This is a genomic window from Pseudomonas sp. Z2-11, assembly GCF_054161305.1.
Map to the genome: position 1 here is coordinate 5062337 of NZ_CP096395.1, position 13894 is coordinate 5076230.

The 13894-nt window shown below is 60.4% G+C and carries 11 protein-coding genes; 6 read left to right on the forward strand and 5 right to left on the reverse strand.

Annotated features, from left to right (window positions below; all coding sequences use genetic code 11):
- The first annotated feature begins 5 nt into the window (after positions 1-5).
- The 3 genes from M1E16_RS22505 to M1E16_RS22515 all read left to right on the forward strand — a co-directional run bounded on the left by M1E16_RS22505 (position 6) and on the right by M1E16_RS22515 (position 1542).
- On the forward strand, positions 6-893 hold the full coding sequence (locus tag M1E16_RS22505) for a dihydrodipicolinate synthase family protein (RefSeq protein ID WP_458128413.1): 888 nt from the start codon (positions 6-8) through the stop codon (positions 891-893).
- Positions 894-986: 93 nt separating this feature from the next.
- Positions 987-1247: a DUF2024 family protein gene (locus M1E16_RS22510; RefSeq protein ID WP_434628485.1), complete on the forward strand. Its 261-nt coding sequence runs from the start codon at positions 987-989 to the stop codon at positions 1245-1247.
- A 1-nt stretch (position 1248) separates the two neighbouring features.
- Entirely contained in the window at positions 1249-1542 is a 294-nt protein-coding gene (locus M1E16_RS22515; RefSeq protein ID WP_434696850.1) for a Rho-binding antiterminator, read from the forward strand.
- A 35-nt stretch (positions 1543-1577) separates the two neighbouring features.
- On the opposite strand, the gene M1E16_RS22520 is transcribed toward M1E16_RS22515, so the two are convergent.
- A complete protein-coding gene (locus M1E16_RS22520) occupies positions 1578-2294 on the reverse strand; it encodes a hypothetical protein (protein WP_458128414.1) in 717 nt (238 codons plus the stop codon).
- A 156-nt stretch (positions 2295-2450) separates the two neighbouring features.
- On the opposite strand from M1E16_RS22520, the gene M1E16_RS22525 reads away from it, so the two are divergent.
- A complete protein-coding gene (locus tag M1E16_RS22525) occupies positions 2451-2948 on the forward strand; it encodes a hypothetical protein (protein WP_458128415.1) in 498 nt (165 codons plus the stop codon).
- 568 nt (positions 2949-3516) lie between these two features.
- Here the strand turns inward: M1E16_RS22525 and M1E16_RS22530 are convergent.
- A complete protein-coding gene (locus tag M1E16_RS22530; protein WP_434577927.1) occupies positions 3517-4776 on the reverse strand; it encodes an IS256 family transposase in 1260 nt (419 codons plus the stop codon).
- A gap of 138 nt (positions 4777-4914) precedes the next feature.
- On the opposite strand from M1E16_RS22530, the gene M1E16_RS22535 reads away from it, so the two are divergent.
- Both M1E16_RS22535 and M1E16_RS22540 read left to right on the forward strand, forming a co-directional pair.
- On the forward strand, positions 4915-5919 hold the full coding sequence (locus M1E16_RS22535; protein ID WP_458128416.1) for an RHS repeat-associated core domain-containing protein: 1005 nt from the start codon (positions 4915-4917) through the stop codon (positions 5917-5919).
- Between the two features lie 154 nt (positions 5920-6073).
- Positions 6074-7159, forward strand: a complete 1086-nt coding sequence (locus M1E16_RS22540) for a diguanylate cyclase domain-containing protein (protein WP_458128417.1) — start codon at positions 6074-6076, stop codon at positions 7157-7159.
- On the opposite strand, the gene M1E16_RS22545 is transcribed toward M1E16_RS22540, so the two are convergent.
- Genes M1E16_RS22545 through M1E16_RS22555 form a run of 3 tightly spaced genes read right to left on the reverse strand, consistent with a single transcriptional unit; the run spans position 7143 to position 12719 of the window.
- On the reverse strand, positions 7143-9494 hold the full coding sequence (locus tag M1E16_RS22545) for a TonB-dependent receptor (protein ID WP_458128418.1): 2352 nt from the start codon (positions 9492-9494) through the stop codon (positions 7143-7145). The two genes, M1E16_RS22540 and M1E16_RS22545, sit on opposite strands and share 17 nt — an antisense overlap.
- Position 9495: 1 nt before the next feature.
- On the reverse strand, positions 9496-11883 hold the full coding sequence (locus M1E16_RS22550; protein ID WP_458128419.1) for a 7TM-DISM domain-containing protein: 2388 nt from the start codon (positions 11881-11883) through the stop codon (positions 9496-9498).
- On the reverse strand, positions 11883-12719 hold the full coding sequence (locus M1E16_RS22555; protein ID WP_458128420.1) for a response regulator transcription factor: 837 nt from the start codon (positions 12717-12719) through the stop codon (positions 11883-11885). The genes M1E16_RS22550 and M1E16_RS22555 overlap by 1 nt, the downstream gene beginning before the upstream one ends.
- Positions 12720-13894: the final 1175 nt, after the last annotated feature.

A 13894-nucleotide genomic window follows, 5' to 3' on the forward strand; every position in this document is an offset into this window, starting at 1 on the left:
AAGCCATGTCTACCCCGAACATCCACGGCATCATCGGTTACACCATCACCCCTTTCTCTGCCGACGGCCAGGGCTTGGACCTGGACGCCTTGGGCCGGTCCATTGATCGCCTGATCGAAAGCGGCGTGCATGCTATCGCACCCTTGGGCAGCACCGGCGAAGGGGCCTACCTCAGCGATGCGGAATGGGACCAGGTCAGCGAGTTCAGCATCGCCCACGTCGCCGGCCGAGTGCCGACCGTGGTCAGCGTGTCTGACCTGACCACCGCCAAAGCGGTGCGCCGCGCGCGTTTTGCCCAGGATCGCGGCGCCGATGTGGTGATGGTCTTGCCAGCTTCTTACTGGAAATTGAGTGAGGCGCAGATTCTCACGCATTATCAGACCATCGGCGCCAGCATCGACGTGCCCATCATGCTCTACAACAACCCGGCCACCAGCGGCATCGACATGTCCGTGGAGCTGATCCTGCGGATTTTCAACGCGGTGGATAACGTCACCATGGTCAAGGAGAGCACCGGAGATATCCAGCGCATGCACCAGCTGCATCTGCTGGGCGAAGGCCAGGTACCGTTCTACAACGGCTGCAATCCACTGGCGCTGGAAGCCTTCGCGGCTGGAGCCAGAGGCTGGTGCACCGCTGCGCCGAACCTCATCCCGCAGCTCAACCTCGACCTGTACGAAGCCGTGCTGGCCAACGACCTGAACAAAGCCCGGGCGCTGTTCTACCGACAATTGCCACTGCTGGACTTCATTCTCAAAGGAGGCTTGCCCGCCACCATCAAGGCCGGTTTGCGCACCCTCGGCCTGGAAGTCGGCGACCCGCGCTTGCCGGTCTTCGCGCTCGACGATGCGGGCAATAGCCGATTGAACGCGATGCTGAACCAGCTGCGCTGATTTTGCCTGCTCTTGCGACCCGAGCGGTTCAACGTCGACCTGCTCGGTCGCTCCGGCAAGCGGCCTTGATACCCTCGCGACGGAGAGAACCTCATGACCATCAAAGTTTATGACACACATGTCCGCACCCAAGACGGGCGATACCTGCATTTTGACGTGCTGATCGACCGCAACGACCTGGATTTTGCCCAATCCTGCGCGCGACGTTTCCTGGCCGAACAGGGCATCGAAGATCAGGACATTACCTTGAACGACTGCCGTTTCTGCCACGTCGAGCCGAGCAACCCCGAGATAGTCGAGGCCATCAACCGGCAGGGCTTTTTCATTCTCAAGCTGCAAGGCTGCGAGGCGTGAAATGGATACCTACAAACCGCTGCACTGCGACCTGCATGACTACCTGGAAATCGCCTGCCTGTGCGGCTACACGCTGGACATCGAGCTGACTGACGGCCAATGCCTGACCGCCCGCGCGATCACCACGCGGACCGCCAGCACGGGGGAGGAGTTTCTCGAAGTTGAAACTGTTGATGTCCGTCAGGAGATCCGCCTCGATCGCTTGCTGGCGATTACGCCGCTGAACAGCAACGCCAGGTTCGGCCGAGTTGTGCTGGCGGTGGGTGAACAGGTAAGTCGTTCGTATGATGGATAAGTACGTAAGGCAGCCCGTATTGTTTCCTTTCGCCGTCAAGAGATGGGATAGGCCGCGTTAAACGCCGATGCAAAATCTTCCGCTTTCGAAAAGAGCAGCATCTCAACGTCGCCTATCTCGACATCGAGTTTTCGAGAGACGTCCACCAGCAATCCGATGTAGGTCGGGTAGACATCGGTCGTTGCAACTCGACGCCAGCCCTGTTGCCGCGCCTGGGTCTTCAAGCGCGGCCAGCAGGCGTTGAGCTGCGTGTTTCGCCCCGCCAAGTGCGGAAACCACCAGCGTTGTTCATCACCGTGAAGCATCTGCAGAACGTTCAGAGAAAATGAGACCCGCGCATCGAAGATGGCGTGCTCGTTTGGATTCGAAAATGCCGCCACCTTCGACCACGAGGCGATTCCCTTGTGATTTACCGGCACTTGTCCCTGCGACACGATTTGAACGTAGCCCTGCATCGTCGCCGGCGCATTTCTTTTCACACCTCCCCAGACTCGCACCGCGTAGTCCGCGAGTACCGCCCTTTGTTCGGGCGACGCCGCCCATTCTCGGGAGGCATGTCGCTTCAGTGAGCGCGTCTTTTCGTACCAGTTCGAGCCAGCTATCGCCCATTCAAACGATCGGTGAGCGAGAGCGGTATCAAACTTCCAAGTGTAGATACCGGGAAGTGATGGCAAGTGCTGCGTGGCATAAGAAAGCAGCGTTTTTTCGAGAGACTGCATCGACAGGGACCACGTATTGAACGAGGCGGCCATGTTAATTGACTTCCTTACGTGCAGCGAACTTTCGATGTCCTGCTTGTTTTCAGCAACCACAGCCAAAAATAGTCCTCAGCTCGATAATGGCACTGAGGCATCAAGCTCGGTTATCCTGCCCTCACTTCAATCTGATCGATCAAGGACGAAATCACCATGAAAGCTCCCGGGAAATTCGATCTTGAGGCGCATGGCGCAGGCTGGTACCCCTGGGCGGAAATCAGCAATTGCTTCTGGCCCGGGGTCGGCAAAAGATCCGCCGGCGTGGACCCCGTTCTCGCGCAGATGGTTGCAGCGAAGGGTGTCTACTGCATTGCCTGGAGAGCCACCGGGAAGGCATCTCCTGACAATCCGACCGTCCAGTACATCGGGCAAACGAGCAGTTTCAAGTTTCGCATGGGGCAATTTGCCAGGTCTGCAGGTCTTTGGGGTGCCCAGGCTCCTGGCCATTCGGCTGGATGGCGCTGGCATGACAAGAAGGAAAAACAGTTGTCCGTGGCGTTCTTTCCGCTGCGTGGCTCAAACATCCCCAAACACATGTTGAATGGCTATTTGCATTGGTACGAGGCACTGGCCCTTGAAGCCCATCATCAACGATGCAGTGCGTTGCCGTTCGTGAACGTTCCCAAAAACGGCATCGTTGCATTGGACTGATGGAACTTCCCCGTGTCGAACAAGGTTCGGTCTAATTTTGACCATGATCTTAGCTCTCTCTGGTTGAGGCTACGACCCGTTCGCGACTAAACGATTGGGAGGTTAGTCGACCGACGAGCTAAGAAATCGGCGCGCCCGGAGGCGCCCTGCGCACAGCCACCATCGAGTGCAGGGATGGGGATACCTGACTGATGGACGCTTGAGCGACTTAGCAACGTCGGGCGACTAAACCCGATCACTGATGAGCAGTGACAGGACCCAAGCTACCGACACCACCCAAGGCGCACAAGTCGGCGGATTCTGGCGTAGTTGTAGGCAGCGGCGCAAGGCGCTGTGGGCTGTGGGCTGTGGGCTGTGGGCTGGCGAGGCTTTGTTGCTAGCGTCTGTCAGTCGTTACTGACACGGCTCCAGCTCCAGTGCGAGGCGCTCACGACGGGGGAACTCGTTACAGTTGCGGTTTGCTATATGAGGCGCGGTCTGGGCTGACGGCGGGCAAAGCTTCAAAAACGGGAGTGTCAGATTTTTTGTGTGCGGGCCGGTAACGGCCTGCCGTTAGGCAGACCTTCATTTACCACGTCGGCCTGATGAACCGATCCCCGTACAGGATCGCGAACTGATTCATGGCGCTTTTCCAGTCATGGGCTGCACTGCCCCAGTTTGCGGTTATATTGCGCAAGCCCAGCCAGATTAACTTGGTGGCAGCTTCATCGGTTGGGAAGTGCCCCCTCGTTTTAATGATCTTGCGCAGTTGAGCGTTGATGCTCTCGATTGCATTGGTCGTGTAAATCACTTTCCGGATGGCGGGCGGAAAGACAAAAAACGGGATGACTCGATCCCAGGCGCGTCGCCAGGCAGCTACGATGGTTGGGTACTGTTTGCCCCAGGGGCCATTTTCGAACGAGTCCAAAGCCGCTTCGGCGGCCTCGGCGTTGATCGCTTGATAGATCGGCTTAAGCGCTTTGGCCAGTTCCCGACGTTTGTCCCAGGCTGCATAGTCGAGGCTGTTGCGGATCAGATGTACGATGCAGGTTTGCAAAGTCGTCTCAGGAAACACCGCGCTCAGGGCTTCTGGCATGCCTTTGAGACCATCGGTCACGGCAATCAGCACATCTTCGACTCCGCGTGTCTTGAGGTCATTGAAGACCTTCATCCAGAACTTGGCGCCTTCCGTTGTCTCGATCCAGATGCCCAAGATATCGCGGGTTCCGTCCGGTAATACGCCCAAGGCCAAGTAGATGGCCTTATTGCGGACCAGTCCTTCTTCCCTGATTTTGACCCGCAACGCGTCGAAGAAGATGACCGGATACATCTGCTCAAGCGGTCGTTGCTGCCAGGCGCCGATCTCCTCCATCACCGCGTCGGTGACCGAACTGATGAAGTCGTGCGAGACATCTGTCCCGTACTGTTCCAAGAGAAACGCGCGAATCTCGCGAACCGTCATGCCCCGAGCGTACATGGCGATGATCTTGTCATCGAACCCGGTAAAGCGCCGCTCATGCTTGGGAATCAGGATCGGCGCAAAGCTGCCATCGCGATCACGGGGAATCTCCAGACGAAGCGGACCGTCGTCTGTCAGAACGGTCTTGCCGCTTTTACCGTTGCGCTGGTTACTCGACTCCTCGGGACGCTCCGCGCCCTGAGGATAGCCAAGATGGTGGCCCAGCTCTGCGCCCAGGGCTCGCTCGATAAGCGCCTTCTTGAAGGCCATCGACGCATCCTGAATCGCCTCGGCAGTCATTGGGCCTTTGACGAACTGATCAATCAGCTCCTTCGGGATCGAAGGGAGCTCGGCTTTGGCCTCCAAGGCCGTCTTCTTTTTGGTTGGCATACATGCACCTCTTCAGCATGTTATGCCCGAACACAAAATTTCTGACAGTCCCTCAAAAACCTAACAGAACTGCTAGCTATACAAGCTTGATAAACAAGCGGACGCTGATAGGAGATCAGTGTCGCTGGAGCCTGCCAAATGAGTGTCCCGCCCGCGCCCTCCATCAACGTCTATCAATACGATCCGCTGGATCGCTTGATCAGCGCTCATTCGATACAACGTTTTTACAACCGCACTCGTATTGCGACCGAAGTTCAGGGAGAGAGAACGACGTGCTTTTTCGAACAGGGCAACACATCACTTGCCGAGGTAAAACCCGGCGACACCATCACTTTACTCGCCACCGATCTGCAAAAAACTGTGCTGTATAACGTCCACCCTACCTTCAATCTTCCGCAGGTCTACAGCCCTTACGGCCATCGCCCGGCGGCAGACGGATCACTGAGCTTGCTAGGATTTAACGGCGAACGGCCTGATCCGGTGACCGGTCATTACTTATTGGGACAAGGTTACCGAGCGTACAACCCGGTGCTGATGCGCTTTAACAATCCGGACAGCTTCAGCCCATTCGGAAAAGGCGGCATCAATGCTTATGCCTATTGCGGGAATGACCCAATCAACTACATGGATCCGTCAGGCAGAGTGAAACTTTTCTTTTTTGCACGCAGGCTTTTCAACCAATCGAACATTTCCGGCGCGCTGAAACGGATTCAAAAAAGCGTGGGCGGTATAAAAAAAACAAAAGCGATAACAACACCAGCAAAAAGTACAACCCAAAGAGCAAGGCAAGCAGCATCCCACCGTGCAGCTACGGAGCAACCAGCCGCTTTGGCGTCAAATCGCCCTCCGATTGGGGCGCCTATGACCCGGTCAAGGGAGCTCGCAATTGAAACCCTCAGTACTCCAGTCAGTAACGCTTCTACAGCTCGAAGTAGCACCGCCCTGCGCCCTATTTACAACTATGCATCGACTGATCAATGGGACGTGCAACTCATCAGGGGTCCATCGCAACCTGCCGCTATTGCTCCAATAAAAAACTACGCTCACCCTGGCTCCTGGGAAGTGCAACTGGCCCCTGATCCTATGCAGCCCTGGGTTGTTTTAGACCGCGTGGACTTTCAGGGTCGTAAATTGCCCGGCTGACATGCCCGAAACCCACACACAAAAAATCTTTCCAACCTTTCCCCTCCCGCAAAGCCCCCATCCCCTCCAGCAAACGCCCCTCAACTCCCCCACCCCGATAATGCCCCCCTCCACTCACCCACAACCGCTGCAACCCGAGCACCGTGTACCTCCCATGAACCTACGCACCTTCGTTCGCAGCTACTGCCTCAACTCCAGGCTCGCTACGAATGCGCTGACCCGCCTGCATAAATCCCTTTCTTCCCTGGCCGGCTATCTGGCGCAGCAGGGTTTTGATTCCAGGACTTGGCCCGCGCCCCGTGACGAAGGCGCGCTGGACCGTCACCTCAGCGACGTTTGCCCGGAGCTGGCCGCGACGGTGTTCAGCCATGCCCGCGACGGGGTGATCATGGTCGATGCGTTCGGTCGGATCATCGGCGTGAACGAGGCGTTTACGCGGCTTACCGGTTATGGGCAGGACGAGGTGCTGGGGCGGGAGTTGAATTCTCATCGCATGGTGCGGCGGCTCGCGGCGTTTTATGCGCCGATGAAAAATGCGCTGGATTTCCACGGGCATTGGTCCGGTGAGATTCAAAGCAGCCACAAGGATGGCCGGGAGATGACGTCGCGGATCAGTATCAGTGCGGTGCATGACCGTCACGGCAACGTTCAGCACTACGTGGCGCTGTGCAGCGACATGACGCAGATGAAGCAGCGCTTGCAGTTGCTGGAGCGGGATGCGCGGTATGACGCGCTCACGCAGTTACCCAATCGCTTGTTGCTGGCCGAGCGGATGCGTCAGGCGCTGGGCAAGGCGCGCTTGCATCAGCAGAAGGTGGCGATCGCGTTTATTGACCTGGATGGGTTCAAGGCGCTGAACGACAGCTATGGCCATGACTGGGGCGATCGGGTGCTGCAGATTGTCGCGGCGCGGATCAACGCGACGTTGCGTGAGGGCGATACGTTGGCACGCCTCGGCGGTGATGAGTTTGTTGCCGGGCTGGTGGGTTTGCAGGATGTGGAGGACAGCGAACCGTTGCTCAAGCGGATGCTGGCGGCGGCGAATGCGCCGATCCTGATTGGTGCGCAGACGGTGGAGATCGCCGCGAGTATTGGCGTGGCGTTTTACCCTGAGCATGGGCTGGAGGTCGATGCGCTGATCAGCAAGGCGGATCAGGCCATGTACCTGTCGAAGAAGGCTGGCGGCAATCGTCTGGCGTTTTGTCCGACGCGGTTCATTTCGGTCAATAGCGAAGTCTGACGGTGGTGCCGAGGGTGCGTTCGCTGCCGGTCATGACGCCGTAGTCGCCGGCGCCGAGCAGCGAATACACGGCGATGATGTAGTGGCGGTCGAAGACGTTGCGCACCCAGCCTTCCACTTCCCAGGCGCGGTCCTGGCTGCGCAGGCCGAGGCGCAGGTTGGTCAGGCCGTAGCTCGGTTGATAGCTGCCTTCGCCGCCTTCGAGGGTGCCGTAGTAGCCGGTGCGAAAGCTGTAGTCGATGCCGCTGAAAGCTTCCAATCCATAGGGCAGCGGATGGCTGTGGTCGAGGCCGCTGCTGAGGTTCCATTCCGGCGCGTTGTAGAGCCGGTCACCGCTGAGGTCGCAGGTCCATTGGCCCGAGGCCGGCGGGCACGGCGCGTTGGGGAAGCTGCGGTAGCGCGCATCGCTCCAGGCCAGGCCGAGGCGCCCGGTGAGTTGCGAGGTGAGTTGCCAGGCGGAATCCAGTTCGATGCCGCGCAGGCGGACTTTGCCGACGTTGATCAGGTTGTCCCGCAGCGGCGGCGCGAACAGCGAGGTCGGCGGGCTGTAGGTGAGCGCCTGGTAGTTGTCGACGTCGGTCTGGTAGACGGCAAGGTCGAGCAACGCGCGCTCATTCCAGAAGCGCGTTTTCACGCCCAGTTCCAGGGACGTGGCCCGCTCCGGCTCGAAGGTCGGCGCGGTGAACGGGCCGACCACGTCGAAGTTGATGCCGCCGGCCTTGTAGCCCCGCGACCAGCTGACGTAGCCCATCACCGCTTCGCTGAAACGGTAGCTGGCGCTGGCGAGGCTGGAGACGTTGTGTTCTTCGATCGAGTCCTCGCGGTAATAACCACGGCCGAGGGCGATGTCGCGCAGCAATTGTCCACCAGCCTGGAACACCGGCGGCAAGCCGGTCAGCGGGGCGAGGTTGCTGACGTCGCGGGAGATCCAGCCGTCCTTGCGCTCATGGCTGTAGCGCAGGCCGCCGGTGAGTTCCAGCGGGTCGATCGGGCGCCAGGAGAGCTGGCCGAAAATCGCTCGGCTGTCGCCCTTCTGCTCGCCGCCGAAATGTTGTTGGGCGCCATTGAGCAGCATCGAAGGCACCTGCCTCGGATCGGTAAAATTGATGCCGAAGAGTTTTTTCAGTTGGTCGAGTTGATCGCCGACGAACCAGGGCGCGGCGTCCTTGCCGAATTCGGCATCGATCTCACGGTCAAGCTGCTGGCGCAGATAGTAGAGGCCGGCGACATAGTCGACGGACGAACCGGCCGTGCCGGACAGGCGCCATTCCTGGCTGAACTGCCGATGGCCGAGCTCGGTTTCGGACTGGGCCACCGCCAGCGCGGTGCTGTCGCCGTCGCGGGTGGCGCGGTAGTCCCAGTCGCGATAAGCGGTGATGCTGGTGAAGCGCATCGTCTCGTCGAGGTCCCAGTTCAATTCCAGCGACACGCCGTTCTGCAGGGTTCGCGGACGGCCCGGCGCGTCGATGCGGGTCTCGCGTTTATATGGGTCGGGCTCCGCCAGCGGGTAGCCGACAAACTGGGCGCGCTTGCGGGTTTGCTGGCTGTAGTGATTGGCCAACAGGACGTTGCCGGCTTCGTTTTGCTCGGCGTAGTCGGCGATCAGGCGAGCACTGAAATCGGTGTTCGGCGTCCATAACAATTGGCCGCGCAGGCCCTGGCTGTCGGCATCGCCGAGGCGGCTGCCGTCTTGCAGGTTTTCGACGCTGCCCTCGGAGGCGCTGTCGAAAACGTTGAGTCGGCCGGCCAGCACGTCGTCCTGCAGCGGCCCGGAAATCGTCCCGCGAAACTCACGCAAACCGCGCTCGCCATAGCTGGCTTCGAGATTGGCTTCGGGCTGGAAGGTCGGCTGGCGGGTGATGATGTTCAGGGCGCCGGCGGTGGTGTTCTTGCCGAACAAAGTGCCTTGCGGCCCGCGCAGGACTTCGATGCGCTCGATGTCCATCAGCTCGGTGACGGCCATGCCCTGGCGCGCCTGATAGACGCCATCGACATAGGTGCCGACGCTGCCTTCCAGGCCATCGTTGTAGGCGGTGGCGCCGAAGCCGCGCAGGCCGAAACCGGCGTAGCGGGCGTCATGGCCGGAGACGATCAGGCCGGGCACGCGCTGTTGAATGTCTCGAAGCGAGTGCAGGCCGGCTTCGTCAAGTTGTTCGCCGTAGAGGACGTTGATCGGGATGGGCACGTCTTGCGGGTCTTCTTCGCGGCGTCGGGCGGTCACCGTGGTTTCTTCGAGCGTGAGGGCGCTGGGCGACTCTTCGCCGGCAGTCACCGATGCCCAGGGCCATGCCGAAAGACTGCCGATCAAGAGCAAGCGGTAACTCAAACCCGGCATCCTAGAACTCCCGAGCCAACGCACGACGCGCTGTGTCCGGGCAGGCCAGTGCCTTGACCCACGCCAGCAGTTCGCGGCTGTCGGCGGGCTTGAGCAGTACCGCGTTGAACTCCAGATCCTCTGGATAACCCTGCGGCCTGCGTGGCGGCACCGCCGAGTACAGCATCACGGGCAGATGGCGCCAGCGCTTGCGCACTTGTCGCAGCAGTTCCCAACCGTCCATGCCGGGCATCATCTGGTCACTGATCAGCAGGTCGACCGGTTGTTCCGCCAGGCAGGCCAACGCCGCTTCGCCGTTGGTCGCGATGCTCACATCAAACCCGTAGCCGGCCAGCAGGTCGTAGAGCCATTCGCTGTTCTGCTCGATGTCATCCACCAGCAGCACGTGCTTGCCCTGGCCATCAAACGGCGCGGCGTTGTTGTCGACGATGCCGTTTTCGAGGTCGTGTTCCTCGGCGCATTTGAGTTGCAGGCGAAAACTGAAGTGGCTGCCCTGCCCGATGGCCTGGGGTTCGAGGCGACTGTCCATGCGTTCGAGCAATTGCGTGACGATGGACAGACCAAGCCCGCTGCCTTCGTAGCGCTGCGCATTGCGGCCGCGGCGGAACGGTTGCAGCAGCTGTTCGAATTCTTGCGGGTCGATGCCGATGCCGCTGTCGATCACGTTGAAGTGCAGTTCCACGGTGCCGGCGGTGGCGCCTGGACCTGCGCTCACTTCGAAGCGGATCTGGCCATCGCGGGTGAATTTCGCCGCGTTCGCCAGCAGGTTCATCAATACCTGCCGAAGGCGTTTGAAGTCGGCTTCCACCAACGGCGGCAGGTCATCGGCCAAGTTCGCCTCGAAAGTATTGCCCTGGCGCGCGGCGAGGAAACCCGCCTCATCTGCGATCTCGTTGAGGAAGCCGTACAGGTAGCCCGGTGCGAGGGTCAGTTGCATCTGCTCCAGCTCGCCACGGGAAAATTCGAGCATTTCGTCGATCAGCTCCAGTTGCTGGCGGGCGTTGCGCTCGATCGTCGCCTGATAGTCGCGGTTGGGCCCGGCGTGCAGCAGGCGCGCGTAGTCGATGATGCGCACCAGCGGCGAGCGCAGGTCGTGGCTGATTCGTGCCATCAACGCGCTGCGGGCGGCCAGCGATTCACGCAGTTGCGAGGTGCGCAGCGCCACGGTGCTTTCCAGCCGTTCGTGTTCGGCCTGGCGTTGTTGTTCGAGGGTGGACAGGGCGTGCTTCTCGCGGTTGCGGCTACGGGCGACTTCCATGAGCAACGTACACACCAGCAGGACCACGCCGGCCAGGGTCGACGACAAGCTGTACTTGCTTTGCGGCGACTGCCAGGGCAATTGCTCCTGAGGGAAGAAAATCCGCATCAGCAGTTGCCCAAGCAATAGCGCCGGCACCAGCCAGGCCATCCAGCTGTAGCTCAGGCGTGCGCGCCAGGCCATGAACAGCGTGACGAGCAGCACGCCATAAAAACTGAACAGGGCTATCTGGACTAACAGCGCGCCCTGGACCGGATCGACCTTGAGCCACCAGAGCCGGCCGAAGATGCAGCCCAACAGCGGCACCCAATAGCTCCAAGCGATGATCCTGGGCAGTTGGGATACCTCCAGCAGCACGCGGAAGTAGGCCAGGAACAGGACGAAAGAGATCGCGCTGGCGCAGGTCAGCAGCTCACGCGTCCAACCCAGCGCGCTCGGCCAGTAGATCAAATATCCGTTGAGGATGCAGGTCAGCAGGATGTAGCTGAGGACCGCGCCGGCGTTCACGCTGAGCAGTCGCGAACGGAGGATCCAGCCGACGATCAGGCCGAACGGGACGACCAGCAGGACGATGCCGAGGGTGAGCCCGTCGCTCAGGTACGTCTGTTGCTGACTGCGCAGCAGCGCCGCTTCGGACCACAGTTCCGGCTCCAGGAGCATCTGGAAGTTGCTCGTCACCCGGACGAACACCGTGGTGCTCTGCCCTGCCGCCAACGTTACCGGGAATGCCGGCTGACGCGCCGCTGGCTGCGGCCATTCGGCCAAGGGATAGGCGCCGCCGGCATGGGCGTCATGCCCCGGCTGGTAGACGCGAATGTCTTCCAGGCGCGGAGCCCCGACGACCAGCATGCGCGAGCACGCCTCAACGCTCGAATTGGTGAACTGCCATTTCAACCAGAACGCGGACCGGCTATAGCCTTGGGTCGGCCAGTGCGCGGTTGCAGAGTTGAAATCATTTTCGGGCAGTTGGGCGACTTGTTCCAAGCTCAGGCTGGCCTGGGCGTCTTCGAAAATCTGCGCCGAGGGCATCAGGTCCAGTTGGTCAGCCCGGCAGATATCCACAGGCGCCGCGCGCAGCAGGCCTGTGGATAACAACGTTATCGTCAGCAAGAAAAACTGTAGTAGCCGCATCAGGCGCGCCCGGCCGACTCGATTTCGCCGGTGCCCAGGGTCTGCTGGCGAAACTGACTGGGCGTCATGCCGATTCGCTGGCGGAACGCCGTGGTGAAATTGCAGGCGTTGCGAAAACCCACCAGTTCGGCGACGTCTTGCACGCTCATGGCGCTTTCGGCGAGCAGATCCTGGCCGCGCCGCAAGCGGGCGTCGCGGATATAGGCAAACACGGTCATCCCCAGGTGTTCGCGAAAAATCGCCGAGAGGCGTTTTTCATGGGTGCCGACTTTTTGCGCGAGAATGCCGAGGGACGGCATGTCGTCCAATTGGTTTTCGATCAGGCGCATCGCCGCGCGCAGCACGATTTCATCGCCTTGCGGTTCCGGATCGGCCGGTCTTTCGTGGAGTGCCGGTGGCGCGCGCCAGGTCAGTTGCAGGTGGATCTTGATCCGCGCCAGCACTTCTTCGGGGGCACAGGATTTGGGGATGTAATCGACCGCGCCGACCGTCAGCCCTTCGAGGCGCTCCAATGAAGTATTCGCCGACGACAGGAACAGGATGGGGGTATGCCGAGTGGCCGGTGCCTCGCGCAACAACCGGCACAGGCTGAAGCCGTCCATTTGCGGCATGTGCACATCCAGCACGATCAGGTCCGGGCGCAGGGCGAGTGCCCGTTGATAGCCTTGATAGGCGTCGCTGGCCAGTGAGATGCGCCAGGGCTGGGTCTTCAACAGGATGAGCGTGGCGCGGATGTCTTCTGGGACATCGTCGATCAGCAGAATATGCGGCAACGCGTCGGACGCCGCCGAGCCCCCTGCCGCCGCTGCCGGCCTTTCGTATCGTCCGTTGTCCATTCGCCAGGTCTCTTGTTGTGTTCAGCCAGGTCACTGTCGCGAATTGCCAAGCGAGGAATTATGTACCGGGCCGGCAACAAATCGATATAGCGGCAGGTAAAGCGAGAACTGAAGCTATCAAATTTTTGAGGGACGATAAACGGTCGTTCGATTTGGGCCGTTCTCTGATGCGCGGGGATGCCGTTCGCTAAACCCTGTGGCGAGGGAGCTTGCTCCCGCTGGGCTGCGCAGCAGCCCCAAAGCAACACACCCGATCTTCCTGGCACACCGAGGTGCCTGGTTCAGGGGCCGCTGCGCAGCCCAGCGGGAGCAAGCTCCCTCGCCACGGGGTTAGTGTGAATCTTTGAATGAACAGTGTTGCCACCGTCGATTCGCGGGCAGGCCCGCTCCCACAGGGATTCGGTTTCTATTTCAGATCCGGTGGAGGGATGGCAAGCACGATTGGCTGCGCCTGGACATTAGCCCAGGCGAGTTTTGGTTGAAGCCAACAGGCGAGATGGCCGACGCAGTTGATGCCGTTCGCTAAACCCTGTGGCGAGGGAGCTTGCTCCCGCTGGGCTGCACAGCAGCCCCAAAACAGCAAACCCAATTTTCCTGACACACCGAGGTGCCTGGTTCAGGGGCCGCTTCGCAGCCCAGCGGGAGCAAGCCCCCTCGCCACGGGGTTAGCGTGAATCTTTGAATGAACAGTGTTGCCACCGTCGATTCGCGGGCAGGCCCGCTCCCACAGGGATTCGGTTTCTTTTTCAGATCCGGTGGAGGGATGGCAAGCACGATTGGCTGCGCCTGGACATCAGCCCACGCGAGTTTTGGTTGAAGCCAACAGGCGAGATGGCCGACGCAGTTGATGCCGTTCACTCAACCCGTGGCGAGGGAGCTTGCTCCCGCTGGGCTGCACAGCAGCCTCAAAGCAGCAAACCCGATTTTCCTGACACACCGAGGTGCCTGGTTCAGGGGCCCGCTTCGCAGCCCAGCGGGAGCAAGCCCCCTCGCCACGGGGTTAGTGTGAATCCTTGAATGAACGGTGTTACCACCGCCGATTCGCGGGCAGGCCCGCTCCCACAGGGATTCGGTTTCTACTTCAGATCCGGTGGAGGGATGGCAAGCACGATTGGCTGCGCCTGGACATCAGCCCAGGCGAGTTTTGATTGAATCCAACAGGCGAGATGGCCGAC

Excerpts from the sequence above, each read along its gene's own strand:
- M1E16_RS22505 (WP_458128413.1), top strand. The coding sequence starts at position 6 with ATGTCTACCCCGAACATCCACGGCATCATCGGTTACACCATCACCCCT.
- M1E16_RS22510 (WP_434628485.1), top strand. The coding sequence starts at position 987 with ATGACCATCAAAGTTTATGACACACATGTCCGCACCCAAGACGGGCGA.
- M1E16_RS22515 (WP_434696850.1), top strand. The coding sequence starts at position 1,249 with ATGGATACCTACAAACCGCTGCACTGCGACCTGCATGACTACCTGGAA.
- M1E16_RS22520 (WP_458128414.1), bottom strand. The coding sequence starts at position 2,294 with ATGGCCGCCTCGTTCAATACGTGGTCCCTGTCGATGCAGTCTCTCGAA.
- M1E16_RS22525 (WP_458128415.1), top strand. The coding sequence starts at position 2,451 with ATGAAAGCTCCCGGGAAATTCGATCTTGAGGCGCATGGCGCAGGCTGG.
- M1E16_RS22530 (WP_434577927.1), bottom strand. The coding sequence starts at position 4,776 with ATGCCAACCAAAAAGAAGACGGCCTTGGAGGCCAAAGCCGAGCTCCCT.
- M1E16_RS22535 (WP_458128416.1), top strand. The coding sequence starts at position 4,915 with ATGAGTGTCCCGCCCGCGCCCTCCATCAACGTCTATCAATACGATCCG.
- M1E16_RS22540 (WP_458128417.1), top strand. The coding sequence starts at position 6,074 with ATGAACCTACGCACCTTCGTTCGCAGCTACTGCCTCAACTCCAGGCTC.
- M1E16_RS22545 (WP_458128418.1), bottom strand. The coding sequence starts at position 9,494 with ATGCCGGGTTTGAGTTACCGCTTGCTCTTGATCGGCAGTCTTTCGGCA.
- M1E16_RS22550 (WP_458128419.1), bottom strand. The coding sequence starts at position 11,883 with ATGCGGCTACTACAGTTTTTCTTGCTGACGATAACGTTGTTATCCACA.
- M1E16_RS22555 (WP_458128420.1), bottom strand. The coding sequence starts at position 12,719 with ATGGACAACGGACGATACGAAAGGCCGGCAGCGGCGGCAGGGGGCTCG.